This window comes from Azospirillum sp. B506 (assembly GCF_000333595.1).
Classification (GTDB): domain Bacteria; phylum Pseudomonadota; class Alphaproteobacteria; order Azospirillales; family Azospirillaceae; genus Azospirillum.
The window spans coordinates 1-25,813 of sequence record NZ_BADK01000747.1 but is presented as its reverse complement, the minus strand read 5'-3'; the positions used below and the strand labels follow the sequence as shown (position 1 = coordinate 25,813).

At 65.0% G+C, this 25,813-nt stretch carries 20 protein-coding genes and 1 pseudogene; 13 read left to right on the top strand and 8 right to left on the bottom strand.

Going from position 1 to position 25,813, the window contains the following annotated elements; all coding sequences use genetic code 11:
• The first annotated feature begins 100 nt into the window (after positions 1–100).
• The 4 genes from I71_RS23165 to I71_RS23150 are packed head-to-tail and all read left to right on the top strand — an operon-like array spanning position 101 to position 4,765.
• Entirely contained in the window at positions 101–835 is a 735-nt protein-coding gene (locus tag I71_RS23165) for a response regulator (protein WP_042698929.1), read from the top strand.
• Positions 832–3,585: a sensor histidine kinase KdpD gene (locus I71_RS23160; RefSeq protein ID WP_042698926.1), complete on the top strand. Its 2,754-nt coding sequence runs from the start codon at positions 832–834 to the stop codon at positions 3,583–3,585. The genes I71_RS23165 and I71_RS23160 overlap by 4 nt, the downstream gene beginning before the upstream one ends.
• Positions 3,582–4,280: a response regulator gene (locus I71_RS23155; protein ID WP_042698923.1), complete on the top strand. Its 699-nt coding sequence runs from the start codon at positions 3,582–3,584 to the stop codon at positions 4,278–4,280. The genes I71_RS23160 and I71_RS23155 overlap by 4 nt, the downstream gene beginning before the upstream one ends.
• Positions 4,281–4,321: 41 nt before the next feature.
• Positions 4,322–4,765, top strand: a complete 444-nt coding sequence (locus I71_RS23150) for a PTS sugar transporter subunit IIA (RefSeq protein ID WP_042698921.1) — start codon at positions 4,322–4,324, stop codon at positions 4,763–4,765.
• A 76-nt stretch (positions 4,766–4,841) separates the two neighbouring features.
• Here the strand turns inward: I71_RS23150 and I71_RS23145 are convergent, their stop codons facing one another.
• Together I71_RS23145 and I71_RS23140 are read right to left on the bottom strand one after the other, a co-directional pair.
• A complete protein-coding gene (locus I71_RS23145) occupies positions 4,842–6,113 on the bottom strand; it encodes a tyrosine-type recombinase/integrase (protein ID WP_159107424.1) in 1,272 nt (423 codons plus the stop codon).
• Between the two features lie 136 nt (positions 6,114–6,249).
• Positions 6,250–7,320: an IS630 family transposase gene (locus tag I71_RS23140; RefSeq protein WP_042698917.1), complete on the bottom strand. Its 1,071-nt coding sequence runs from the start codon at positions 7,318–7,320 to the stop codon at positions 6,250–6,252.
• A 142-nt stretch (positions 7,321–7,462) separates the two neighbouring features.
• Here I71_RS23140 and I71_RS23135 point away from each other — a divergent pair, with 142 nt between their 5' ends.
• Genes I71_RS23135 through I71_RS23125 form a run of 3 tightly spaced genes read left to right on the top strand, consistent with a single transcriptional unit; the run spans position 7,463 to position 11,291 of the window.
• On the top strand, positions 7,463–9,241 hold the full coding sequence (locus tag I71_RS23135; RefSeq protein WP_049976275.1) for a Mu transposase C-terminal domain-containing protein: 1,779 nt from the start codon (positions 7,463–7,465) through the stop codon (positions 9,239–9,241).
• On the top strand, positions 9,238–10,161 hold the full coding sequence (locus I71_RS23130) for a TniB family NTP-binding protein (RefSeq protein WP_049976274.1): 924 nt from the start codon (positions 9,238–9,240) through the stop codon (positions 10,159–10,161). The genes I71_RS23135 and I71_RS23130 overlap by 4 nt, the downstream gene beginning before the upstream one ends.
• Positions 10,161–11,291, top strand: a complete 1,131-nt coding sequence (locus I71_RS23125; protein WP_042698912.1) for a TniQ family protein — start codon at positions 10,161–10,163, stop codon at positions 11,289–11,291. The genes I71_RS23130 and I71_RS23125 overlap by 1 nt, the downstream gene beginning before the upstream one ends.
• 270 nt (positions 11,292–11,561) lie before the next feature.
• On the opposite strand, the gene I71_RS35160 is transcribed toward I71_RS23125, so the two are convergent.
• The 4 genes from I71_RS35160 to I71_RS23105 are packed head-to-tail and all read right to left on the bottom strand — an operon-like array spanning position 11,562 to position 18,626.
• Positions 11,562–12,998 (bottom strand): hypothetical protein, encoded by a 1,437-nt coding sequence (locus I71_RS35160; protein ID WP_049976273.1) that lies wholly within the window; start codon positions 12,996–12,998, stop codon positions 11,562–11,564.
• 56 nt (positions 12,999–13,054) lie between these two features.
• The gene (locus tag I71_RS35155) at positions 13,055–14,245 is read right to left on the bottom strand and encodes a tyrosine-type recombinase/integrase (protein ID WP_049976272.1); all 1,191 of its coding nucleotides are present in this window, start codon (positions 14,243–14,245) and stop codon (positions 13,055–13,057) included.
• A gap of 3 nt (positions 14,246–14,248) precedes the next feature.
• Positions 14,249–15,622: a hypothetical protein gene (locus I71_RS23110; RefSeq protein WP_042698909.1), complete on the bottom strand. Its 1,374-nt coding sequence runs from the start codon at positions 15,620–15,622 to the stop codon at positions 14,249–14,251.
• Positions 15,612–18,626 carry a hypothetical protein gene (locus I71_RS23105; RefSeq protein WP_042698906.1) on the bottom strand — a complete coding sequence of 1,005 codons (3,015 nt, stop codon included), beginning with the start codon at positions 18,624–18,626 and terminating at the stop codon, positions 15,612–15,614. The genes I71_RS23110 and I71_RS23105 overlap by 11 nt, the downstream gene beginning before the upstream one ends.
• A gap of 732 nt (positions 18,627–19,358) precedes the next feature.
• Between I71_RS23105 and I71_RS40660 the strand changes: the two genes are divergently transcribed.
• The 6 genes from I71_RS40660 (at position 19,359) to I71_RS37655 (ending at position 24,010) form a co-directional block, all read left to right on the top strand.
• Positions 19,359–19,493 carry a hypothetical protein gene (locus I71_RS40660; RefSeq protein WP_280109909.1) on the top strand — a complete coding sequence of 45 codons (135 nt, stop codon included), beginning with the start codon at positions 19,359–19,361 and terminating at the stop codon, positions 19,491–19,493.
• A gap of 73 nt (positions 19,494–19,566) precedes the next feature.
• Positions 19,567–20,835, top strand: a complete 1,269-nt coding sequence (locus tag I71_RS23095) for a radical SAM/SPASM domain-containing protein (RefSeq protein WP_159107423.1) — start codon at positions 19,567–19,569, stop codon at positions 20,833–20,835.
• A 5-nt stretch (positions 20,836–20,840) separates the two neighbouring features.
• Positions 20,841–21,869 carry a hypothetical protein gene (locus tag I71_RS23090; protein ID WP_148294336.1) on the top strand — a complete coding sequence of 343 codons (1,029 nt, stop codon included), beginning with the start codon at positions 20,841–20,843 and terminating at the stop codon, positions 21,867–21,869.
• Between the two features lie 65 nt (positions 21,870–21,934).
• Positions 21,935–22,927: a radical SAM/SPASM domain-containing protein gene (locus tag I71_RS23085; protein ID WP_199902242.1), complete on the top strand. Its 993-nt coding sequence runs from the start codon at positions 21,935–21,937 to the stop codon at positions 22,925–22,927.
• 5 nt (positions 22,928–22,932) lie between these two features.
• Positions 22,933–23,760, top strand: a complete 828-nt coding sequence (locus tag I71_RS23080; protein WP_148294335.1) for an SPASM domain-containing protein — start codon at positions 22,933–22,935, stop codon at positions 23,758–23,760.
• A 64-nt stretch (positions 23,761–23,824) separates the two neighbouring features.
• A complete protein-coding gene (locus tag I71_RS37655) occupies positions 23,825–24,010 on the top strand; it encodes a hypothetical protein (protein ID WP_148294334.1) in 186 nt (61 codons plus the stop codon).
• 336 nt (positions 24,011–24,346) lie between these two features.
• Here the strand turns inward: I71_RS37655 and I71_RS36305 are convergent, their stop codons facing one another.
• Positions 24,347–24,781 (bottom strand): hypothetical protein, encoded by a 435-nt coding sequence (locus I71_RS36305; RefSeq protein WP_083897340.1) that lies wholly within the window; start codon positions 24,779–24,781, stop codon positions 24,347–24,349.
• Positions 24,782–24,948: 167 nt separating this feature from the next.
• A pseudogene (locus I71_RS36300) lies at positions 24,949–25,137 on the bottom strand (Tn3 family transposase); the annotation flags it as partial.
• Between the last annotated feature and the right edge of the window lie 676 nt (positions 25,138–25,813).

Genomic DNA, 25,813 nt, shown 5'->3' with positions numbered 1-25,813 from the left:
GGTCCTCGGCGAGCCGACATCAACGTCCTGGCGCTCAACCTCGCTCTGGATCAGGCGACGGGTAAGGCCACCGCGGGCCAGTAGCAAGGTGGATGACCGCATGCGCGACACCGATCCCCATATCCTGGTGGTCGATGACGATCCCGGCATCAGGCTCCATCTCAGCCGGAGCCTCGCCGCCGCCGGCTATGCCGTCACGGTTGCCGCTGACGGCGGCTCGGTGTTGCGCACGGTCGTCCAGGCGCCGCCGTCCCTCCTGCTTCTCGACCTCGACGCCTTGAATGCGGAGAGCCTCGCCCTGATCGATGCGATACGCCGCCTTTCAGTCCTGCCGGTCATCGGCCTGTCGGCAACCACCGACGGCGAGCTTGCCGCCCAGGCGCTTGAGCGTGGAGCGGACGACGTCGTCCGCAAGCCCTTTGCCCTGCGCGAACTGCTGGCCCGCATACGCAACACCCTCAGGCGGGCGGCTGCCGGGCGGGGTGAGGTGATCGCCGTCCATTCCGCTGATCTGGAGATCGATCTGCTGGATCGGGTGATCCGGGCGCAGGGGCGGCTGGTCCGCTTGTCGAGGATCGAGTTCGCGGTGCTGCGCCGGCTGGTTCAGGCGGACGGGGCCGCGTTGAGCCACCGGCAACTTCTGGAAGCGGTCTGGGGAACGGAACGCGTTGACCGGCTTTCCTATCTGCGTGTCGCCATCCGCGCTCTGCGTCGGAAGATCGAGTCCAATCCGCAGCGGCCACGTCACATTCTTACGGAGCCAGGAATAGGCTATCGGTTAGAAATGCCGCTGGGAAAAGCGGGAACCGGGGATCGGAAGGGGACGATGCCATGAGCGACGAACACGGCGACCGCACCCATGGCGACCGCACCGGACGGCCCTCTCCCGACGCGCTGCTGCGTCAGGCGGCGAAGGAGGCGCAGGGGCGGCTCAAGATCTTCCTCGGCGCCGCCCCCGGCGTCGGCAAGACCTTCGAGATGCTGCAAACCGCCCAGGCCAGGCGCCGCGATGGCGCCGACATCGTCGTCGGGGTGGTGGAGACCCATGGCCGGCGTGAAACCGAGGCGCTGGTCGCCGGGCTGGAGGTCGTTCCACGCCGATCCGTCGAACACAAGGGCCATGTCCTGACCGAGATGGACGTGGACGCCATCCTCGCCCGCCGGCCGAAGATTGTGCTGGTCGACGAGCTGGCCCACACCAACGCCCCCGGCGGGCGCCACCCCAAGCGCTATCTCGACGTCGAGGAGCTGCTGGCGGCCGGCATCGACGTCTACAGCACCTTGAACATCCAGCATGTCGAGAGCCTGAACGACGTCGTCGCCAAGATCACCCGCGTCCGGGTCCGCGAGACGGTGCCGGACTCGATCCTCGACCGCGCCGACGACATCGAGGTCATCGACATCGCACCGGAAGACCTGATCCAGCGCCTCCAGCAGGGAAAGATCTATCTTCCGCGTACGGCCGAACGGGCGATCCGGCATTATTTCTCTCCCGGCAACCTGACCGCGCTGCGCGAACTGGCGCTGCGGCGCACCGCCGACCGTGTCGACGAGCAGTTGCTGACGCACATGCAGGCGCACGCCATCTCCGGTCCCTGGGCGGCCGGCGAACGCCTGCTGGTCTGCGTCAACGAGGATGCCGGCGGGGCCGCCCTGGTCCGCTATGCCCGGCGTCAGGCCGAGCGGCTGCGCGCCCGCTGGGGCGCCATCCATGTCGAGACGAGCCGTGCGCTGCGCCTGAGCGAGGCCGAGCGCGACCGCATCGCCGACACGCTGCGCCTGGTCGAGCGGCTGGGCGGCGAAGCGGTCACGGTGCCCGGCAGCGATGTCGCCGACACCGTCGTCGATTATGCCCTGGCCAACAATGTCACGCACATCGTCATCGCCAAATCCACCCGTCCGCGCTGGTCGGAGCTGCTGCACGGCTCCGTGGCGCACAGCCTGATCCGCCGGGCGGGCGACATCAGCGTGCATGTGATCGCCGCCAGTTCCGGCGAGCCGATTCCCGCCAAGACGGTCAGGACCGAGGCGGCCCGGCAGCAGGTCTTCGCCTGGTGGCCCTATGTCGCCAGCACCGGCTATGTGGCGGCGGCGCTGGGTGCCGGCCATGTGCTGCACCGGGTGCTGGCTCTCAACAACATGGCGTTGGTCTTCCTGACCGCCGTGCTGGCGAGCGCCGTCACCGGCGGGCTGGCGCCGTCGCTCTATGCCAGCGTGATCAGCGTTCTGGCCTTCAACTACTTCTTCCTGCCGCCGCTCTACACCTTCACCATCTCCGATCCGGAGAACATCGTGGCATTGCTGGTCTTTGCCGTCGTCGCGGTGATCGCCAGCAACCTGACCGCCCGTGTCCGTGCCCAGGCGGTGACGGCGCGGCTGCGCGCCAAGACGACGGAGGATCTCTACCAGTTCAGCCGCAAGCTGGCCGGCGTGGTGACCATGGACGACCTGCTCTGGGCCACCGCCTATCAGATCGCCGCCATGCTGAAGGTCCATGTCGTGCTGCTGCTGCCGGAAGGCGGTCCCGGCGAACGCAGCGTGGCGGTCCGGGCCGGCTACCCGCCGGAGGACGTCATCGAGGATGCCGATCTGGCCGCGGCGGTCTGGGCCTGGGAGAACAACCGGCCGACCGGCAAGGGCGCCGACACGCTGCCCGGCGCCAAGTGGCTGTTCCTGCCGATGCGCACCGGACGGGGCGTGGTCGGCGTGGTCGGAATCGACACCGGTGGCGACAAGGGACGGACGGGCGGCTTCCTGACCCCCGACCAGCGGCGGCTGCTCGACGCCCTGATCGATCAGGCCGCCCTGGCGATCGAGCGGGTGACGCTGGCCGAGGATGTCGACCGGTCCAAACTGGCGGCCGAGACCGAGCGGCTGCGTTCGGCCCTGCTCACCTCGATCTCGCACGATCTGCGCACGCCGCTGGCCTCCATCCTCGGCTCGGCGACCAGCCTCGTCAGCTATGGACCGAAGATGGAAGAGGATGACCGGCGGGAGCTGGCGGCGACGATCCAGGAGGAGGCGGAACGCCTCAACCGCTTCATCGCCAACCTGCTCGACATGACGCGGCTGGAATCCGGGGCCATCCGGCCGCGCACCGGGGCGGTCGACCTGTCCGAGGTGGTCGGGAGTGCGCTGGAGCGGGTGTCGCGCATCCTCGCCGGTCATCGGGTGGTGGTCGACCTTGCCGCCGGCCTGCCGATGGTGGACATCGATGCGGTGCTGATCGAGCAGGCGCTGTTCAACCTGCTGGACAATGCCGCCAAATACGCGCCGGCCGGTTCGCTGATCACCGTGCGGGGCCGGCAGGACGGCGGGCTCGTCCGCATCGATGTGCTGGATGAGGGCGGAGGCATTCCGCCGGAAGACGTGGAGCGGATCTTTGACAAGTTCTATCGTGTCCACGCACAGGACCGGCAGCGTGCCGGCACCGGGCTGGGGCTGGCGATCTGCCGGGGTTTCGTGGAGGCGATGGGAGGGACGGTCACCGCCGGCAACCGCCGGGACCGCAGCGGCGCCGTCTTCACCGTGACCCTGCCCAGGGCCGCCGATCTGTCCGGATTTGAAGAGGAAGCCGCCGCATGAAGTCGGACTCCATCCCGTTGCGCGTGCTCGTCGTCGACGACGAGCCGCCGATCCGGCGCTTCCTGCGCACCAGCCTGGCAGCCCAGGGATACGACATCATCGAGGCCGAGGACGGGGCCAAGGCCTTGGAGGAGGTGCGCCGGCGCTCTCCCGATCTCCTGGTCCTCGATCTTGGATTGCCGGGCATCGATGGGCTGGAGGTGGTCCGGCGCCTGCGCGGCAGCGGCGTGTCCCTGCCGATCATCGTGCTGTCCAGCCGGGTGGACGAGGCCGGCAAGGTCGAGGCGCTCGATCTCGGTGCCGACGACTATGTCACCAAGCCCTTCGGCGTCGAGGAACTGCTGGCCCGCATCCGCACGGCCATGCGCCACAAGCTGCAGCAGCAGGGGGAACGGCCGCTGTTCTGCGGTGGCGACCTGACGGTCGATCTGGTCCGCCGCATCGTGACCGTGCGCGGCGAGGAGGTGAAGCTGTCTCCGCGCGAATACGACCTGCTGCGGCTACTGGTGGCGCATGCCGGCAAGGTGCTGACCCACCGCTTCATCCTGAAGGAGGTCTGGGGAGGCGAGACGGACATCCAGTATCTGCGGATCTACATCCGCCAGCTGCGGCAGAAGATCGAAGCCGATCCGGAACGGCCCCACCACATCCTGACCGAGACGGGAGTCGGCTACCGGCTGAGGCCGGCGGATTAAAACAGACGTGCGTCGCAATTCAATCGACCAAGGCGCTGGATATGGATCTCAACACGTTGCTTCCCCCCGATCGGATCGTTGCTTCCCTTCGCGCCGCAGACAAGGGGCAGCTTTTGACGGAGCTTGCGTGGCGCGCCTCCAGTGTGACCGGCATACCCAAACAGGACATACTGGAGGGGCTTCTCACGAGGGAAGCACTGGGTTCGACCGGGATCGGGGGAGGGGTGGCCATACCGCACGCCCGCTTTTTGAACCTGAAGAACTTCTTTGCTCTTTTCGTCCGGTTGGAGCGTGGCTTGGATTTCGAGGCCATCGATGGCCAACCTGTGGATTTGGTCTGTCTGTTGCTGGTTCCGACGCATGCTGCGGGTGAGCATCTGCGAGCCTTGGCCTGCATATCACGCCCATTGCGCGATCCGATCATGCTGGCCTCACTCCGCCAAGCTGAGACTGCATCGGCTTTACATGCGGTTCTTTCCAACTAAATGGAGAAGAGTTGTCGCGAAGCATACAAATAAAAAGACCGGCGATTCAACCCTGCCCGCCGATTGCAATCCTACCCTATTTCCGCCCGTCCTTTTCCCGTCGCACCCGGGCCACTGCGCCCCGCGTCGCCCGCAGGCGCTCGGTGTAGCGGGCCGGCATCACCGGCGAGGACCAGCGCCCCGCCTGCATCAGCCCGGGCAGATCGACGCCGGCGGCGAGTAGGTCCTGGGCGGCGCCGACACGCAGGCTGTGGCCGCTGAAGCCGACGGCGAGCGGGTTGGCTTCGCCGGTGCGCCGTTCCACCACGCGGCGCACCGCCGCCGGGCTCATCCGTTCGCCGGCCCCGCTGCGCGACAGGTGGCAGAACAGGAAAGCCCCGTCCCGGGTGTGCGGCCCCTCCCCGTCCGCTTCGGCCGGCCATCGCGGCGCCACCGCCCGCCAGGCGGTGAGCGCCGCCACCGCTTCGGCCGACAGCCAGGCCTCGGCGCCCTGCCCCTCCTGGTCGGTCTTGGACCGGCGGATGCGGATGGTCGCCTCGCCCGGCTGTGCATCCGGGTTCAGCGCAAGGTCGACCGGGTGCAGGTCGGCCCAGCGCAGCGCCACCAGCTCGTCGGCGCGGGCCAGGGTGTCGCGGCCGACCAGCAGCAGTGCGCGGTCGCGGAGATCGATCGGCTTCAGCGGTTTCGGCCGGTCGGGTTGGGCCGGATCGAGCCGGTCGAGGATCGGGGCCAGCACCGCGTCGGTCAGCGGTGCCGCTTGGCGCCGTTCGGAGCCGACCGCGCGCGCATGCCCACGCCGTTCCAGCGTCACGCTCCAGTGCCGGCAGGGGTCGGTGTGGCCGGCGGCGCGGTGGATCAGGCTGATCGAGGCGAGGTAGCGCGCGATGGTCGCCGGCTTGCGCGTGCTGCCGAGATCCCGGATGTAGTGGCCGACCGTTGCCGGTTCGGCGGGCAGCCAGGACAGCCCCTGCGGCCCGCACCAGCCGGCGAACAGCCGAACGTCGGCTTCGGTGGCGCGCAGGGTCGCCTTGGCATAGCCGCGCTGGGCGACATCCATGAAGTCGCGCAGTGCGGCCATGGCGGCGTCGGCAAGAGCGGGCTTGGGCACCAGCACCGCAACGGCCGACCCGGCGCACGGATTGGGGAAGCCTCCGGCGGCATGCCACCACGCGAGCGAGCTGCGGTAGCGCCGCAGGGTGGCGGGGGAGCGGCCGTCTGCGGCAGCCGCGGCCAGAAAGGCCGCCACGGTCTCCCGGCTGGCCGGCATTGCTTGGCGCTTGACCCGTCCGCACCAGCTCACGAACAGACGTCCGTCGCCGAGCAGGGCACGCCGGGTGGACGCCGCCATGGACCGGGCGGAGAAAGCGGCGCGGAGGCGGTCAACATCACCGGCTGATAGGGCAGGCTCAAACGCGAAGGGAATGGCGGCGTCCGGGGCCGTCAGTATGCGATCGGTGGGCATGACACCATCCTAGTGCACTGACTCATTCAGAAGGTGCAGGCAAACGGCTGAGTTTATCGAGGATGGTGTCGGCGGGCTTGGTCCAGACGAAGGGCCTGGATGCCCTGTTGTGCTTGCGGATGTAGCGGGCGATGGCGTCCTGGAGGTCGGCCACGGACTTGAACACGCCGCGCCGGATGCTCCGTCGGGTGATGATGGAGAAGAAGCCCTCGACGGCGTTGATCCAGGAGGCTGAGGTGGGCGTGAAATGGAAGACCCAGCGCGGGTGATCGGCCAACCATTCCAGCACCTTGGGATGCTTGTGGGTGGCGTAATTGTCGACGATCGCGTGGATCACCTTGCCGACCGGCACCAAGCGCTCAACGGCGTTCAGGAACTTGATGAATTCCTTGTGGGTGTGCTTGGGCAGGCAGCGGCCGACCACGGTGCCGTCCAGGGTGTTCAGCGCGGCGAACAGCGTGGTGGTGCCGTTGCGCTTGTAATCGTGCGTCATCGTCCCGCACCTGCCGGGCTTCAGCGGCAAACCCGGCTGGGTGCGGTCGAGCGCCTGGATCTGGCTCTTTTCGTCGATGGACAGCACCACCGCGTGGCAGGGCGGGTCCATATAGAGGCCGACGATGTCCTCCACCTTGGCGGCGAAAGCCGGATCGTTGGACCGCTTGAAGGTGCGCAGCCGATGCGGTTGGAGCCGGTTGGCTTCCCAGATGCGCTGCACGGCGCGCAGGCTGATGCCGACGGCCTTGGCCACCGCTCGGCCGGTCCAGTGTGTCACGGCGCCCGGTGGTTCCGAACAGGTCAGCGCCAGCACCTTGGCCACGGTGGCGGTCGGCAGCGGTGCCCGGCCGGGTTTGCGCGTCTTGTCGCGCAGCAGCGCATCCACGCCTTGTTCGGCGTAGCGCACCTGCCAACGCCAGACCGCCGGGCGGCTGACACCGGCCCGGCGCGCCACCTCCTGCACCGGCAGCCGCTCGGCCGAGAGCACGATGATGTTCACCCGCTGGACATGCTTGTGCGGGAGGTTGCGGTCGCCGAGGAGCGCGGCCAAACGCGCGCGATCCTCTGCTCCAACGATGACGTTGACGGTCTGGGCCATGCCGACTGTCAATTTCCGCTTACCCAGAGAACGACGACCCAGGGATTCTGCGCTCCTCTGTCTCACCGTAAGGTGAGTTTTTCCAGCAACCGTGCGATTCCATCTGCAAACCGTGAGACCAATTTACGGCACGGTTGACGCCATGGCCCGCCGAAACGCATCGGACATCCGGATCATTCCCCCGCATGTCTGGGAGGCTGCTCGACGTGCCGAGCAGATCATCCGTCCGCTCTCCACTCTGGTTCGGCCGCCGCGCCTCGTCGTGGAGGAGGCCGCCTCTGCTCTGGGGCTCAGCCGCGCCAGCGTTTATCGGATGGTGGCCCGTTACCGCGCCGATCCACGCACTTCCGCCCTCGTCACCGGCCGCGGCGGCCGTCCTGCAGGCATGCGCCTGATCCCCGCCGAGGTCGAAGCGGTGATCGACCAATGCATCGAGACATTTTATCTCACCCGGCAGAAGCCGCGGCCAGCGGCCCTGCACCGGGAAATTCAGACGGCCTGCCAGGAGAAAAGCCTGCCGGTCCCGTCCTACAACACGGTGAGATCCCGCGTGCGGGAGATCGATGCCCGCAAGGCCCTGGCGAAGCGTGAAGGCGCCAAGGCCGCCCATGACAGGTTCGGTCCGGTCACCACTTCGGTCCTGGCCGATGGACCGAACAGCCTCTGGCAGATCGACCACACGCTGGTCGATCTGATCGTCGTGGACGAATACAGCCGGGAAGCGCTCGGGCGTCCGTGGGTGACCTTCATCATCGACGTCGCCACCCGGATGGTCGCTGGCTTTTACCTGACGCTCGATCCACCCTCGACGACGTCGGTCGCCTTGGCGTTGACCCACGCGGTCCTGCCCAAAGACGAATGGCTGCGGCAACGCGGCGTCGAGGGGAACTGGCCGGTCTGCGGTCTGCCGCAGATCCTGCACATGGACAATGCCAAGGAATTCCACGCACAGGACCTCACGCGCGGCTGCGAGGAGTATGGCATCACGCCCCAATACCGTCCGGTGCGGACGCCGCATTTCGGCGGCCACATCGAGCGGCTGATCGGCACCATGATGGGTGCCATTCATCTGCTTCCCGGCACCACCCATTCCAACCCCCAGGATCGCGGGGACTATCGCTCCGCCGAGCACGCGGCCCTGACAATGCGGGAGCTGGAAACCTATCTGGCGCACGAGATCGTTGGAAAGTATCACAACACCGTGCACGCCGCGCTTCTGCGGCCGCCCAATGCGGCCTGGGAAACCGCAGTCGCAGCGACGTCCAACCGGGTCTTGCGCCTGCCGAAGGAACCCCGTCAGTTCGTCCTGGATTTTCTGCCCTCCAAGACACGCCGCGTGCTGCGCGACGGCATCCACCTCTTCAACATCGTCTATTTCGACCGGGTTCTTGCAACGTGGCTGACCAGCGGCAACCGGGACGTCGAGGTGAGATACGACCCGCGCAACATCGCGCGCGTTTACATTCGGGATGACGAGGGGCGGTACTTCACCATTCCCTACCGTGACACCACCCTTCCGGCGATCACGCTCGCCGAACACCGCCGGGCGGTCAAGCGGTTGCGGGCCGAGGGCCGCCGCTCGATCAACCAGGAGCTTCTGTTCCAGACCGTGCTCCAGCAGCGTCGCCTGGTGGCGCACGCCGTCGCGCAGACCAAAGCCAAGCGCGAGGAGCGCGGCAAGGTCTCACCAGCCCGGGTCAAGGCGACGAGGGCCGCCCGCCGCGCCGTCGAGCACACCGTGACCTCCATCGGCCGAACCCGGGAGACACCCGTGCCAGCCGCCGAAGGCCTCCTCTCGCCGGAACCGGACACCAAGACACCCCCGAGTGTTCCGGCATCCTCGACCACATCTGCGCTACCCACCCCATCCACACCGGTCCAAGCAACCGACGACCATTTCGACATCGAGGTCTGGCCGTGAGTGACGCGCTCGAGCACATCCATCCCGCCTTTCGCGACAAGGCCATGGCCGGTGACGAGGAGCGGATCGCCTTGATCCGCTCCGACCGCTGGATCGGCCACCCGACCGCCAACACCACCCTTCTGAAACTGGAGGAGATGCTCACCGGACCGATACGTGCCCGCATGGACAGCCTGCTGATCACGGGCGAGTCCGGGATGGGCAAGACGATGATCATCGAAAAGTTCCTGCGCCAGCATCCGCAGCGTGAGGATCAGATCAGCGGAACCCTCAAGACGCCGATCGTGTCGATCCAGATGGCGCCCACGCCAGGAGAAAAGCGCCTCTACGTCCAGATCCTCGACGCGTTGAACGTCGATACGCTGGGCCGCATGGACAAGGATCACGCCGCCACCCTGTGCCTGCGTCTGATGAAGGCAATGGGCGTGCGGATGCTGGTCATCGACGAAGTCCACAACCTCCTGTGCGGGACCGTCCAGCAGGGCAGCGAGGCACGGAACACCATCAAGTTCCTCAGCAACGGCCTGCGCATTCCCGTCGTCTGTGCCGGCACGCCGGAAGCAGCCCGGGCCATCCGCCAAGACGTGCAGTTGGCCAACCGCATGCATGAGATCACGCTGCCCCGCTGGCGGGACGACACGACCTTGCAGCGTCTGCTCAACAGCATTGTGCTCTCGTTGCCGTTGCGGCGCCCCTCCCCGATCAACGATCCGAAGACCCGCAAGCTGATCCTCGGGATGAGCGAGGGCATCACCGTGCGCCTGTTCCGCCTGCTCGAGGCGGCGGCGGTTCAGGCCATTCGGACCCAGCAGGAATGCATCGATTTCGACCTCCTCGACACCGGGCTCGACACCCTTCCTCTGGTCAGCATGGCGTCCCGGGACGGCTTGGCCGATCCCTATGCCGAGTTGTACGGCTGATGGCGCTCTCACCATGGCCGGCGGGCATGGCGCGGCGGTTGCCCGTGCCCCTCTGGCCCAGCCAGGATGAGGCGCTCTGGTCCTGGCTTCTGCGCCTGTCGTGCTTCTATGACATGCCCGTGAACGGTTTCCTGGAGTGGATCGGACTGGAGGCCGGGAGCGGCAAGGCGGCAGCCTTTTACGATGAGCCTTCCGATCAGTTGGTCACCCGTTTGTCTGCGGTCGGCGGTCTGCCACCCGAGGTCATCAGCGCCATGCGCTTTCAGGACCCCGGCGAACCCGGTTCAAGAGCCTTTCGAGAGGGCCATCGCTATTGCCTGCATTGCCTGAAGCAAGACCGGGATCGCGGTCGGCATGACGCTCTCCGCCGCTCCTGGGGGCTGAGCCGAGCGACTTTCTGCTACATCCATCGCTCCCCACTCATCGATCATTGCCCGACCTGTTCCACGTCGGGAAGCGCGTTTGTCTACGACGACGGCATGATCCGTTTGGCATGCCGAGCCTGCCGCACGGTGGTCGAAACCTCGCGCATTCCCGACGATGAAACCCTGTTCGCGAGAAGCCTGACCATTCCGCAAGACGAAGACGCGAGCTCGATCACGTGCCAGCTCCTTCGGGCTATCCGAGCGTATGAGGAGGTTCTGTTGGCGGCGCTGTTCGAAGACATCGCGCCGACCAGCCCGTTTCCACCGACCGCCACCCTGTTCAAGACCGCACTGATCTACGCCAATTATTCATTGTCCTCGGTTCCCCTGTGGAATACGACCTTGGCACGGCTCCCTTACTTCAAGGCCGCCCTACGAAATCACGGCCTCGATGCACGGCGAACGCGGCACGCTTTCGAAATGATCGTGCTGACCAACGGTGCCGCCATGCCGATGCTGTATCCGGACTTCCGGTCATGGACCGGCAAATGGGAGCGCTTTCAAGCCTTCTGCAACGTCGGCGGCCTGTATCACATGGCCAATCGGTTCAATCGCTCAATGCTGCGGGGATACGCGGACGATTTGGACCCAGTCCTTGCCAAGGAACTCGAACTGGCAGTGACCAGCCAGCGGCTCGGGCTTGGATGGTGCGGTCCGCTGGAGCCTGACCGGACGGAATTTGAGAGGGACTGCACTGAACCCTGAACCCCCGTTCTTCGCAGAGACACTGGTAGGGCTGTAAATACGACGACACGGACCACCGCCAACCGTCTGGCGGACATCTCCTACGCCTCCCGCCGCAATTGCCGCAGACCTTGCGCGATCTACAGACTTGGAAATCTGCAACCTAGACCGATGGATGGCCCGGCTCTCCTTGATGTCGCGTCCATCAATCAACAGCGAGGTCTCGGCTCCCGTAATCGCCCTGGCCGGTCTTCGACCGGCGGATGCGGGTGGTAGAACGCACAGCATCGCTCATCTCAGCTGTTCGTCCTGTTCCTCCGCAGCAGCCGGCTCCGGCCATGCCACAACACCACCGTCATGCAAGACCACCCGAAGCTGATTGTACCAGCGCTCGCCATCCTGCTCGACAATGAAGGTGCGGAATCGCTCCCAGTCGGCGGACCGAGCTTCTCCTCGTTCGACCAGCGCCCGCGCCGTCAACGCCAACTGACTGCGTATGTCAGCCGCATCCCAGATCCGCCGATCACTCATCACAGCGTCGAGAAGGGCTGGGACGTCCTCCGCCTGCATCACGCCGGCCAGAGGGGCGATGTAACCCTGATAGAGCGCTTCGGCATAACGCCAGTCGCGGGCAGTACGCAGGCGGGCGTAGCCATGATTGAGGAACCGGCGGTCTGGGTGCTCCTCCAACACCTTGTTCGCCGCCACGCGAGGGAGTTGCTCGAACACGGCCACCAATCGATCTGTCAACTGTGGCACCATCATCCCCCCAAACAGCGCCACCTCGACCGCGTTCGGCATAAAGGCTTTCTCACCGCCGAACAGGCTCGGAGGCGCCCGCCGCAGGCGTTCACTCATGGTGTCAATCAAGGCTTCCAGGCTGGCGAGAGTCCCGGCGTCCAAATGCGGCAAGAGATCAGGAGCAGCGTCGAGAAGGCGGAACAGGTTGGGAAGCTGCTCCGCGGACAGCCCTTCCAGCAACCTTGGGATATTAGGAACAACGTTCGCATGCCACGCATCGGGGCGCGTGCGGGCAAATGCCTTCACCGCCGTCTGAAATACGTCGCTGAGCGTCTCTTGTTCGGCGGTTGGCCTGACGATAGCCTTCACCAGCACCGCCCCAAAGTTGCCAACCAGTTCCGGCCGAACGCGATCAAGGTAGCGATCCTTCATGTAGTGGGCGAGCTTGTCACCGTTGCGTGGAAACGCCGGCGACTGCAGGTCGGTCATGAAGCGCTCGATCAGCACCCGACCTTGGATCGGAGGCCGGGCCAGCACCAAGGTGACGGCATGGACGATGTGCATCCGCACCAGTTCGGAGGTCGGGGCAAAGAGCTCCTGATCGCCGTAGAAACTTGGATGAGCACAATGGTTGCGGTCTTCCTTCAGCCGCTCGAGGTGCAGCACATCCTGGGTGTTGAGGAAGCCAAAATCCCTCCGAGCCTTGAGAAGCAATCCTGCCTCGTACCCCTGAAGCTTGCCTTGGTCACCCGCTTTCACCAAGCCATCGAATGTTGCCATCTCCGCCGTCGCCTTCCCGTCTCCGGCCGCAGCGATCTCGCGTAACTTGATGATGAGATCGAAGGCAACGGCCACCCAAGTGGCGACGATCGCCGGTCGGTAGGCTCCAGCCCGATAAGCGGCGATCGCCTCCTGGATATAGTCGCGAGAACGCGGCTCGCGGACGGTCAAGGCAAGGGCATCAAGGTCGGTCAGGTGCTGATGCATGGACTGGGCTTTCCTGGGATGGGCACTGCAGGTGCGTCGAGAATTGGCGGGAACTATCAACCTTGCGACAGATCGTTTGGACGCTCTTCAGCCGCCGCACTTTCGCCCGGGCGCGCCAGGGCGCCGCGCACGGCGTTGCGCCCAGCCAGCCGTTCGGTGCGGACATAGTCGATCACCGTCCGCGGCTCGGCATGGCGGGTCGTCATGAGGATGTCGATGATGTCCTTGCCCTCGATTGCCGCAGTGGTGACAAAGCCGGCGCGCAGGCTGTGCCCGGCATAGCGGGCCGGGTCGAGACGCCGGCGCAACTCCTCGTCCAGCCCCTCGGTCGGAACGGCGGCCACCAGCCGTTTGAGGATGCGGGCGACCGTGCTGGGATGGAGGGCCGCTGCCGCCACATGGCCCCAGCGGCTGACATCGCGGAAGACCGGGTCGCTGGCACCGACAGTGTGGCCGGCCGCAAGCAGGGCCGTCCGCCAGGCGGTGAGGGCGGCAACCGGGCACAGCGGCCCACCGACGCGTGGAATGCCGACACTCTGTCCCTTGGCATCGCGGTCGGTCTTCGACGTCCGCAGGGTCACGGTCAGCCCGCCGGCCGCCGACCGCACGTCTCCCCAGGTCAGGCTGCACAGCTCGGACCGCCGGAGGGCCCCGGCGAAGCCGACCAGAACCAGGGCAGTATCGCGCACCCCGCGGACCTCGGCAGGGTTGATCGCCTCGACCACCAGCCGCAGTGTCGGCACATCGGTGTCGCCCTGGCTGGACGCCGTCAGGGCTTCGACCTGGCGCCGGCTTTGACCGCGCTCGGCCCAGCTCCGGCGGACCCCGCGCAGCAACTGGCCAATGCGCGGATCGGCGCCCGGGTCGGGGTGACCGGCGCGGGTGTGTTCCTGGCGGACAGCCGCCCGCACCACCTCGAGGCGGGACGGCGACAACCCGGTTGACGCCCCCGCCGCGGCGCGGGAGCCGGGCTGGTGCGGCGGGTCCGCGTGGTGCGCCAGGAAGGCGGCGAGCGTCGCCGGCGTCGCCGGCAGCGCCGACATTCCCTCGCCATGGCACCAGCCGGCGAAGCGCGCCCAGGCACGGGCGTAAACCGCCCGGGTGCCGTCCGCCAACGACCGCTCGATGAGACGGTCGGCGGTCTCCAAGGCCTGCAGCACCGTCGGCGTGACCAGCTCCTCGTCAGGAGCGCTTGGCGGCAGGTTCTCGGGAATCTGGGCGTCGGAGGGAGGGAGCGGCCGCTCCATGGGTCACGTCCCCTCCGCTGGAGCGGTCGTCTTGACCTTGGTCCGCCCACCGGGCTTCGCCGGAGCCTTCGCTTTCCTCGCCTCGCTCGCTTTGCCTGCCTTTTCCCAGGGGGTTGCATCGATGCCGATCACCGTCAGGCCGTCGATGTCGGGGCGGCGGGCCACCAGGTCGACCGCAGCGTCGTTGAGGACCCTGAGGAGATCAGGCAAACCTGCGGACCGGTCGATGGTGCCGTCCGGCTTCTCGATCTCCCACTTGCGGTTTTCGATCATGCACAGCAGCAGGATGCCGTGGCGGGAGTCGACCGCCCGCATGTACTGGCCGACAAGCTGGCTCTCCAGCGTGTCCTTCAGTTTGGCAAGCGAATAGCGCCCGGGATCCAGCGGTTTGATCTCGATGCTGACCACCCCAGCCTGCGGATGGCGGAGACGGATGTCAGGCTCCTTGTGGTCGGCGACCTCCTCTTCGCGGGTCACGTCGTACCGGCCACGGCTCTCCCGCTCGAGCCGTCCCGCGAAATAGCGTTGCAGCGTTATTTCGTCAGTCTTCGCCGGGAAGAGGCCGCGGTCACCGAAGTCCCGCTCCTCGATGTCGTGCCGGATGGCCTGCAACCGGTTGCATGCCAAGCGGAACAAGTCGTCCGGGGTCCTGGGATTGCACTCGTGCTCGGCGGCGAACGCCACGATCCGAGCCGGTGTCCAGGCAGTTCCTTCGGCCGCCGCCTCGCCATGCCGACGCACCGCGTTCCGAAAGAAGGGCCGAACCGCCGCCAGATCGGCATGGGCTGCCAGAGCCTTCAGGGCCGCGTGCGCCTCTGGCCCGGCGATTTGTTCAAGCAGGCGGGGAAGCCGGTTGCGGATGTCGATCGCCCGGTCCTCGGCCGCAACCTCATAGACCCCGGTATGCTGTGGATCCTCATCAGGCGGAAGGTGCCGGAAGACGATGGGGATCATCCTCGCCAGCAGGGCTGGCTGCCGGCGAAGCGCGCTCCACATCGCCGTGACGTCAAAGCGGTCCTCAGCCCAAATGCCGAGCATCTGCACCAGCAGCGCCCGTGGGTCGTCGGGTGCGGCCGCCAGGGCGCGTTCGACGAAGCTCCAGGCTGCGGCGACATCGGTGCTCAGCCAAGTCTGCAGCCAGGGCCAAGCCTTGTCGCGGTCTCGGCCCCAGAGATCGGCAGTCCGCTCCGCGCTCAGCGCAGCCAGACGGAAGCGGTCCTCCTCCGTCCCCTGGGCGATGATGGCCAGGGCGTCGACAAGTCCATCCGTCTCCTCAGGTGTGCGCTGCTCCAACCGTGTCAGCAGGTTACCGGCGACCAACTTGGCGGCGGGTTCCAGGGCGGCGATGGCGCGCAGGCTGTGGCGGTCACGCGGCATCGTCGGCACCCTCCTCAAACAACCCGGCGAGCTCGGTTTTGAGCACCGCGCCCACAACGTCCGGCTTGGCGGCGAGTAACACCGGGAACCAATCCGGCGGTCCATTGATCTCCCGCAACGCGTAGTGCGCCGCGGTCCGGGTGTCCTCGGGCGACAAGCCGGCAAGGTCGCCGCCCAATGCTGCAAAGACCGCCAGGCCGGTAAGGCCAACCACGACGCCCTGTTCGACCGAGGAGGGATCATCCCGCTGCGAGGGCAGCGGCGGACACCAGCTCCGCCACCAACGCACGAGGCCCTCGGCGGCCGCGTCCCTGATGGCGACCCCAAAGCGCGCGTCCAAGGAGTCGATGTTGGCCTGCCCCCACCGTGCGGCCGACGCTCCAGGCAACCGACGCATTTGGCCAACCAGATACTGGAGGGCACCGAAGGCCTCGCCGCGCCGGAGCGCGTCGATCTCCTCGGTCAGACGACGGCGCGCATCGGCCAACGCTGATGCCTCGGCCGCGGCCTTATCTGCGTCTGTGTCGGATGAGTGAACAGGAGCGACCCGTGCCGGCTCGATCCAGTGCCGCAGCTCTTCGAACTGGGCCGGGGGCAAGCCGCCGGCGGCGATCGCGGTTGCAAGCCGTTCGCGCATGCTGTCCGACAGCCCATGCCGGTGGGCGACCACGCAGGCGCCAAGCAACAGCCGCCGCCGGCTCTCCAAGGTCTCGGCCTCGTCCGCCCGCCTCAGGAACTCAAACACGTCACCGGGCTGTGACTGGCAGAACCACCCCTCTAGGCTGCTGAACGCCACCTCAGGATGGTCAGCCGTCGATAGGGCTGCGGTATAGAGTGCAAATCGCACAGCGACGTTCGCGGCAAGCGCCGCGGCCAGGGCGTCGCGGTCGTGCAACCAGGGCCCGCCCCAGCGGACACACTCGTAGAGAAGCTGGAGACCCTGCATGAGAGCCGGTGCCGGCTCCCCAGCGTCCTCCGCGGTCCGGGCCAGCTCGAGGGTCACCGTCCGGTTGACGGCGTGGATCAGCCATTCGTAACGCTCCGAGAGCGGCATGGTCCGGGTGTGCCTCTGGCCGGAGGCGTGCGGCGGCATGGTGATCAGAGTGAGAAGATGGGCCAGAAGAGTCCCTCGGTCGTCCGGCCGGACAGCGTCCACCCAGCGCCAGGCGACAGCGTAGGTTTCATCCCCAATTCCGTCGGGCAGCACCATGGTGAATTTCGCCAACAGGGCGGCGGCGTCCTCGACGGAGAGGGCGTCGGGCAGCAGCGCGGTCCCCACCCGCGCCAGGAAGGCGTTGGGCAGGTCCGCCGTCTCCAGCGCGTAGGCCCGCAACCGGGCATGCAATGTCACGTCGTCGATGGCGCCGACCGCCTCCACAGCGGCAGTCCGGACCTGCAGGTCCTGGTCCGCGTCGGTCGCGATGGTCAGGACTGTCTCCGCCGCTTCCCGCCAGCCCCCGACCCGGATGAGATCGAGCAGGAACCGGCGCACCGCCACCGCTCTTCCCGGTTCGGCGAGCAAGGTTCGGACCGTCGGCACGAGCGCCGGGTCGGCAAGCCGGACCAAATCACCGGCCTCAATGAACCAGTCGAACGAAACGGTCTCCGGATAGTTCTGAGCGAGGATGCGCAGTGCCTTCGCCCGCGCCTCGACCGGCACCTGCGCGGCATCCCCCCACAGCAGAACGATCTCGGGAGCGATCGGAGCCAAAGCCTCGCGGACGGCAGCGTGACGGCAGACGACCCAACCGGCCACTTCCCGCAGCGATCGGGCCAGGTAGCGCTGCCCATCGAGCTCGCGGCTGAACAGATCGATCACCGTCGGGACCGGACAGCCGGCCTTCAGCAGGCCCAACAGCCACCGTCCCGCCAGATAGGTCTGGGTCGACGCGTGGTGCCACCGCACCCGGCCGCCGGGGGCCTCCTCGAACAGAGGCCGACGGAGCAACGCGGCAATCTCGCCGGCACGCCAGTCCGGAAGCACGCTGGCCGGGTGGAGCGCCGCTCGCGCCGGGAGCAACGCCGGGCCCGGGTCCGGAAGCCGGATGGCCGGTTGGCGGCCCAGGATGGTGGCACCGGCGAGCCGTTCGGCGCCCCACAGCGCCTTCTCCGGCGAAAGCGGGTCGGACTCGCTGTGGACCACGTTGGCTTCCTGCAGCTTCGCCAGGACGTTGAGCTCCAGCATGTCCCACCGCGTTCCGATCCGACCTTCGCGATTCCAATACTCGGCGAGCCATTCCAGATCCCGTGGCCGGCCGGCCAGAAACAGATGGCCGGTTTCCTTCAAGGCATCGATGAAGGCGTCGGCATGCTTCACGCCATAATGGGCTGCCAGTCGGCGGATGCGGGCTTCGTCCAGCGGGAGCAGGCGCACGGTGGAAACCGCGACAGCGACAGGCGCCGGCGCTACCGCGATGGCCATCAGGCTTCCCGGGGCGGCCGTCGGGTCGTCCAACTCTCCGCTCATGCCGGGAGCGCCGACCGGGACGGGGGACTGGAAGAGGCCGCTCAGCGCGTCGCGGACGGTGTCCGCATCGGCCTGGTACTGCCAGTCGCTGGGCCGGCAGGAGAGCAGAACGCGCAGAGGTCCCCGGCCGGCGCCCTTGGCGAAGGCCCTCAGCGCGCGGGACAAGGCGCCTGATCTGGCCAGCTTCGCCTCGTTCACTGCGTCGAGCAGGAAGACCGCCTCGCCGCCCGCCGGATCCCAGCCTGCGAAGGCGGCGGCCTCCTCGCCATCCAACGCCTCGGCCAGCGTCTGGTCGAGCAGCTGCTCCAGCGCGACGAACACGGCCACCCGCCCGCCGGCGCGCAGGCGACGGGCCTGCTCCCGCATCTCGGTGGTCTTGCCGGCACCGCCCGGCCCGAGGATCACCGTCACCGGCTCCTGGAGCAAGTCCGCCCACCCGTGGTCGGCGCCGGTTGCCGGAGCTGACCAGTCGGGGTCACCCGCAACATCGTCGGACGACAGGGGCGCGAAGCGGCGGTCGAGCTCGATGTAGGGCATCGGCGGGGTCCGGTGACGGCGGTGGGCGGGGCGGATTTGCCGGTTTCCCGGTGGCTGTCCGGTGCCGAGCGTAGCTGGAGGCATACTGCGCGAAAAGGGAAATTTTCGCGCAGCACTTGCCCCAAACCGGTGCGGCGAATCGCGTTTGCTGGTCACGGAACCAATCTTGATGATCAGTATCATTTTACGGCTCACCACGGCGCCCACGCCCGTGGCTGTCGGTTTACTGACCGAGCGCACCTTCCAGCGAGGCGTCCACAGTTCTGTCGCTGATCGGAGCCCGACATTCACGCCTTCAGCTAGGGTCACCAACGCTCAGCCCAAGCCATTCCGATGGGTGAAATCCGCCGATGACATCCTCGCCCCCGTGAAGCACTTCTGCCAACGCACCCTCGCACAGGACGGTGGCGAACAGCCTTTGTCGTGAACTTCAGAAGCAGGGCACCAGTCGACCAGCCCAATGACCACCCCCTTTTCGGGCAATTATCGATTTATTGCTACTTTATAGTCTCTATATTGATGGTATGCATCAATAAAAAGTTTTTCGCTTCAAAAATACTATCATAGAGAGTATTCTGCCGCCAGACTGATGGATGGGCCGTTCAATGGCGGCGGCCGCACGATGCAACACTTGGAATCCTGGGTGGAAGTGCCTAGGAGCGCCGTCGGAAGAGTCCATGCCTCGCTTCCGCCGGCCTTGCTACCGAGGCACGGCACTTGTGGAGACTTGCCATGGTCGTTGAAACCGTTGAGCTTCCGAAGGAGATCGCGTTCCTCCCCGTCGACGAAAACGAGCAGATGCTGCGCGGTGATCAGGTCACCGAGCAGGAGAAGCTCGTCTACGTCTGCCGCGGTCAGGACGACTGATGCGGCCGCGGGTACGGGGCCGTGCGGCCCCGTACCCGCGAAGCGCGGGAATTGCAAGCGGGGGATGCAAGTGATGGACGGGAAAAGGTTCGAGCGGTGCGTCAATTTCAAGGGGCTCCCGTGCATTGACTTCGGGAAAGGTTATGTCGTCTTCGATCCCTCCTCCCTGAAGAAGGCTACCTTCCCTGACCTCTCGTGGACTACCCGAAAGGAGGACATAGAGGCGCTCGCCGCGCAGGGGTTTCGTTTCCGGGAGCGCCTGCCTGACTACGAGGCGCCCACAGATGAAATTCACCTCACGTTCATCCTTACGACCGACTGCAACCTCGGCTGCAAGTATTGCTACACCGACAGCAAGCGTGAGAAGCTCCGCCTGAGCGCCGACCTCGCCCGGCGCATCGCGGAAGCCCACGTTCCGGCGGGCTACGCCGGGAGCGTGTTCGTCCAATTGTTCGGCGGCGAGCCCACGCTGAATTTCGAGACCATCCAGGCCATCACGGAAGCCGTCGAGGCGCGGAGTGCGAAGCCGTTCTTCTACATCACGACCAACGGCGTCATGCGCACAGACGTGCTGGAGTATCTGCTCGCGCACCGCTATGGCTTCTACTTGTCCTTGGATGGGGTGCGCGAGTTTAACGACCTCAACCGGGTCACGCTGAGCGGCGGCGGCACCTACGAGTTGGTGGAGAAGACGCTTGACCAAGTTCTCGTACGGAAGGCACCTCTGAAGGTGCGCTCAACGATCACCCGGTCGACCGTCGGCGGCATGGAGCGCTTCGCCGAGGCTATGTTCCGGCGCGGGGTCAAGCTACTCCAGTTCACCCCCGTCGTGCCCATCGGGCGCAACGCCGGCGACGACCCAGTGGACGACGCCTTCCACGACGCCTACCTCGACGGCTTGATGAACTCGATCGACCTAGCCCGCGTGTATGGCGCCTCGATCCTGACGCCGCTCAGCCTAGCTCTGAAGCGTGCACCCAAGCCGTACTGCAAGATCTTCCACGACGACACCAAGGTCCTTGTGACGCCGGAAGGGCGCAGGACGCTATGCTACGGCGTCCAGGGCGACTTCAACAGGAACAGCGACCGCTTCCTGTATGGGGAATTCGACGCTGAGGACGGGCAGTTCCGTGTGGATGGCGCGGTCAAGGAGCGCATTCTGCAAGCCTACCATCACCTGACGGACAGCCACTGCGACCGCTGCTTCGCCCAGTTTCTCTGCAATGGCGGGTGCTTGGCCGAGAACCTCGAGGCAAACGGACGGATGGACGAGTTGAACCGCTCGTTTTGCTCGCTGAAGCGTAAGGAAGCCTACCTGCTGCTTGAGCGCGTGCTGACGTGACGCTCATGACTCGTCTCGAGGAGATCGATCGAAAGATCTCCGCCCTCATGGAGGCCTATCTGCACGACAGGTCTGCCGAAACCTCCTTCGATGAGATCGTTGGCAACATCCACGCGCTGCACTACGCTTTCAGCCCGTCTTACCGCGCGCGCTGCAACAGCCTGGGGGTCCCGGCCGCAATCACGCGCGCAGAGCAGGTCCCCGTCGCCAGCCTCTCCAAGTTCAAGGGGAAGGAGGTGCCGTGCATGGTCCCGAATGACGGACGCGGGATGAGTTTTCGCACCAGCGGAACCAGCACGGGCATCCCGACCACGATATACCGTGACCAAGGGTACTTCGCAATTCGCAACCAATCCGTCGTCTGCCAAGGCCGGAAGCAATGGTTTTCACGCTACCTCCCTGGGAAGGTCACACTGATCTTCCTCGATGCGGCCAACCGGAACAACTCCCCGATGTTCCGGGACGACTATTCGGTGCTGAATACGATGCGAACCGCCTTCGGTAACGGGGAATCGCGCTTCATCCGCCACCGCGAAGAACATGACGCTGTGGTCAGCATAATCGACCGTAGTCGCGCCGCCGACCGACCAATCGTTCTGGTCGGGCCGTCCTACCACTTCAGCGAGTTTGTCGCGGAGCTTGCGGCGCGGAACGCCACGGCGCTCCTTGGCCCATCCAGCCTACTAATGGACAGCGGCGGCCTGAAGAACCGCGGGCGGCACAAGGATACCAAGGCCTACCTCAACGACTTGACGACCCGGCTGGGCGTCGTCCCCGGCAGGAATTACGTCAACACCTATGCGATGACGGAAACCGGGTGCCAGCTATCGAACGCGCCGGGAACGGCCTACAAGCAGGTTCCGCCCTGGGTGAGGGCGAGGGTCGTTGATGATCAGGGTGCGCCCTGCAAAGACGGGCAGGCAGGCAACCTAGTACTGGTCGATCTGCTGAACCGGGCCAACCTGCTCGCCATTGAGACCGGAGATCTGGCCGTCCTGCGTCCGGAAGGCCTTGAAGTACTGGGGCGGCGATGACTGGCGCGCCACGATCCTTCAAGGGGCAGGCGCTCCTCGACACGCCTCGGCGCCAGAAGGCGTTCATGGACAAAAACGCGCTCGGCTGGGAAAAAGGGTACCAACAGTATCTGCAGGACTGGCGCGATCTTCCGCGCACCCGGACCGTCCGGGACTACCCGCCTCAGGTCGACCTTGAGCTGTCCTCTGTGTGCAACCTGAAGTGCCCCATGTGCTTCACCCTGAATGACGCTTTCAAGTCGGGTGTGCGGCCCGCGCTTATGAAGTTCGGCCTGTTCGCCAAGGTCATCGATGAGATCGCCGGCAAAGTCCATAAGATCCACCTGAGCCTGCGCGGCGAGCCAACGCTGAACCCGGACTTCATCGAATGCGTAGCCTATGCGAAGCGGAAGGGGATCGGCGAGGTTTCGACCGTCACCAACGGTAGCCGGCTGGACATGGACTTCTTCGTCGCCGCCGCACAGGCGGGGATGGATCGGTTCTCGATTTCGGTCGATGGACTCGAGGCCGAATACAACCGAATCCGCGCGCCTCTCGCCTTTCGTGACATCCTGCAGAACATCCGGCAGATTCATGAGTACAAGACGCGGCATGGGATGATCAAGCCAGTGATCAAGATCCAGGCGGTGTGGCCGTCAATCCGGGCGAACCCGACAGAGTTCTACCGCACATTCGCCCCGTATGTCGACTTGGTGTCGTTCAACCCGCTCGCTGACTGGCGGCACACGGATTCGAACATCGAGTACGAGGAGGATTTTTCCTGTAGTACGCTCTACCAGAGACTGGTCGTCGGCGCCGACGGACGGATCATCATGTGCATCAACGATGAGTACGGAGAGGTGCTCCTCGGCAACGCCCGAACGCAGACCATCTATGAGGTGTGGCATTCACCCCAGATGGCCCGTATCCGGCAATTGCACGCTGAAGGGCGATGGCAGGAGATGGAGCCGTGCCTGAGGTGCCTGCTACCAAGGAAAACCGAACGGTCAGAGACGGCTGTCGTAGATGACCGGGAAGTCGTGATCGAGAATTACACGAACAGACTGCAGACGCTTTGATCACCATGCTACCGACCTTCATCGAGATAGAGACCTCCACAAAGTGCAATCGTCGGTGCGCGTGGTGCCCCGGGAAGGACGATACTCTCCGGCGGCAACAGACGTTCATGAAATGGGGGCTGTTCGAGAAGATTCTCCATGATCTAGCCGACATCCGTTACGACCGGACGATCGCCTTGCACAACTACAACGAGCCAACCCTGAACGGGCGCCTCGCGCGCGAGGTCAGGCATGTCCGCGACACTGTTAACGATGCCTGCGTGGCCGTATTCTCGAATGGTGACCGGTTGAACCGCAACGGGATGGTGGCTCTGGCGGACGCGGGGCTGGGTTTGCTTCGGATCACGATCTACCCAGCTGACGCGCGGACCATACCTTCGGCCGATTCGGTCTCGGCGTGGATTCGGAGGGCGGAGGTAGGCGAACTACCGTGGACCTTTGCGGACATGCCGGACGGCAAAGGTGTTTGCGCGGACTCAATCCTGGGGGAAATGCAGATCAGAGTGATCCGCCCGAATATCATGTCCTACAACTCGCGGGCGGGGACCATAGCCCTACACAGGCCCTACCGGAGAACATCAATCTGTACCATGACAACAACTTCAGCGGCCGTCACCTACCAGGGTGAGTTGAAGATGTGCTGCAATATCTATCCCTCGATCCCTGAGCACCGTGGGTACATATTGGGAAATCTGGCGGATCGTTCATTTGCCGTCCTCTGGGGCTCAGAGGCCATGCAGGCGATTAGGATGTCGCACCTCGCCGCAGACTGGAGGCTGACACCCATCTGCGAGCAATGCGAGCGATTCGACGTCTTAGGAAAAATATCCTAAAACGTCGCGTCTGAAACCCGAACCGAAGGCTTGCGCTTGTGTTGCTGGCCTGAGGGATACGCTGGTGTCGATCAAGGCGCTGGAGGGTTCGGGCTTCGCTGACCGTCTCGTCAGCGCCAGCGGCAACGAGACGCTGGTCGGCGCCGGGGCCAAGTTCTTGACGGCGGTAGCGGGGCCGACCGTTATGTCTTCGGTCGGCGACGGGACAGGACATCATCGTCAACAACCATACCGACAGATCATCTCATAGTTAAGTGACAGAACTTTTATTCTCACCATTTGCTAAGAAAATCTTCCAGAACCATTGCAGTCTCATAGTTTACTGAGATTGACAGTCAGCTCACTGCCCATTCCACACTCCAATCTTCGCCAAAGTGTGAAATCACCCCTGTGCACCATAGACCCTATTATCGTGCACAGGTCCGACCGCGGTCAAGCCAACGGTCGGCACAGGCCGCGGCGTGGTCGAAAAGTGGCTCACGCCCTCAAAGGGCGGGCCTGCGGCCGGGTCCCAGTCAAGGCTATTGGGCTCGTCGGTAAAGGTTATTGAGGTCGAAAGGACGCCGGCGACATGCGCCAGTTCAGGTTATTGCGACCTGATTTCCGGCCGAAACGGCGTCAGTAAAGGATATTTCGACAGCCGACAGTAAAGGTTATTTCGCCGGCCGACTGTCGCTTTCTCCTGAGATTTTTCATTGAAAATTTTCAGCATCAAACAGCTTTGGTCGCATAACAAAAATGCAGTTGCGGGCCCCACAAGATTCAACGAAGTCAACTGTCTGAGGTCTAGGAAAGGTTTGAATTGCAAGATTCTGGGCGCGTAACCTCTCCCTTTCGCGACAGCCTGTGAATCGGCTGTAGGGTTCAGACGCCGATCGGCATGGGAACGTGTTGATAAAGATGGGAACTCTGGGGCCCCGACCGCGTGCTGTTTTACAGCAAAGCCGATCATCTCGCGCAAGACGTCAGCGTCAGGGCTCTTCTCCAGCAGCGCGCGAAGCGCCATCATCTCATCGGTCATCGTGGTCGCCCTTCGGTCGGGTTGAGGTGTGGTGACCAGACTCTACCGAAGACCCACGATGACCGCCCCGCTGTGGGAAACCGGCCCGCCTACGCCAGCTCTGGGGGGGGCGCTTCGGCGGGCCGGTTCCCCTCAGCTCCTACACCACGTTCAGGGACGCGACCGAAGGCAGCTTCGAGATAGCGTGTGTTCCAAAGGATTATGGCCGACACCAGAAAATTCAGCCCCGAGGCCCGGAAGACTTGGTTCTCGAAGCTGCGATCGCGCATCTCACCCAAGCGATTGAAGAAGATTGCCCTGGCCAGGGCGTTCCGAGCCTCCCCCTTGCTGGGGCCGGCGTTGGCGCGCCGACGTAGAGGGGAGCGCGATATGTGTTAGGTAAACAACGGGAAGGCAGAACAGGCTTGAGAACAAGGGCGCGGGTCGCCTTGTCCGTCATCCCGTCCGTCATCCCGTCCGACATTCGAGATGTCCGGAAACCCGTTGAAAGAGGATGTTTCCGGACAATTTCCGAAGTGGCCGCCAAAGGTCAGTTTCCCGGATATATGGGCTGAGGAGTCACGAGGCAAGCCACAGTTAATGCTTAGTCTTCCCTTGGCGTTGTTTGGCGGACACCTATCGCACACTCCTCAAATCCGAAGACACTCGATGATCAGAATTGGTCAGATTCGATCATACTTGATGTGTTGAGCCGGTCTGATTGTAGGTGAAGTATGTGAACATCAGAGATATGGAAGATGTTCTTTCTGGAATTCGGACATGATTTTAGAAGTACCCAATCCAACTGTATCCAACCTGATGGTCGGTTCGGTGGGTGCAAAGGATTATTGATGAAGATGCCGGAAAGAACCGCAGCCACCCACGCTCTTGCGCTGCTCCTGTCGGTCGCGGGTGTTGTCTTGCCGATGGTTCCGGCCATGGGGCAGACACTGCCCAACGCCGGCTCCCTGCAACGGATGCTGCGGGACGGCGTGCCCGACCTCGCCCCGCAGCGGCCGCCGGTGGCACCAGCCGCACCGGAGGAGACGCCGG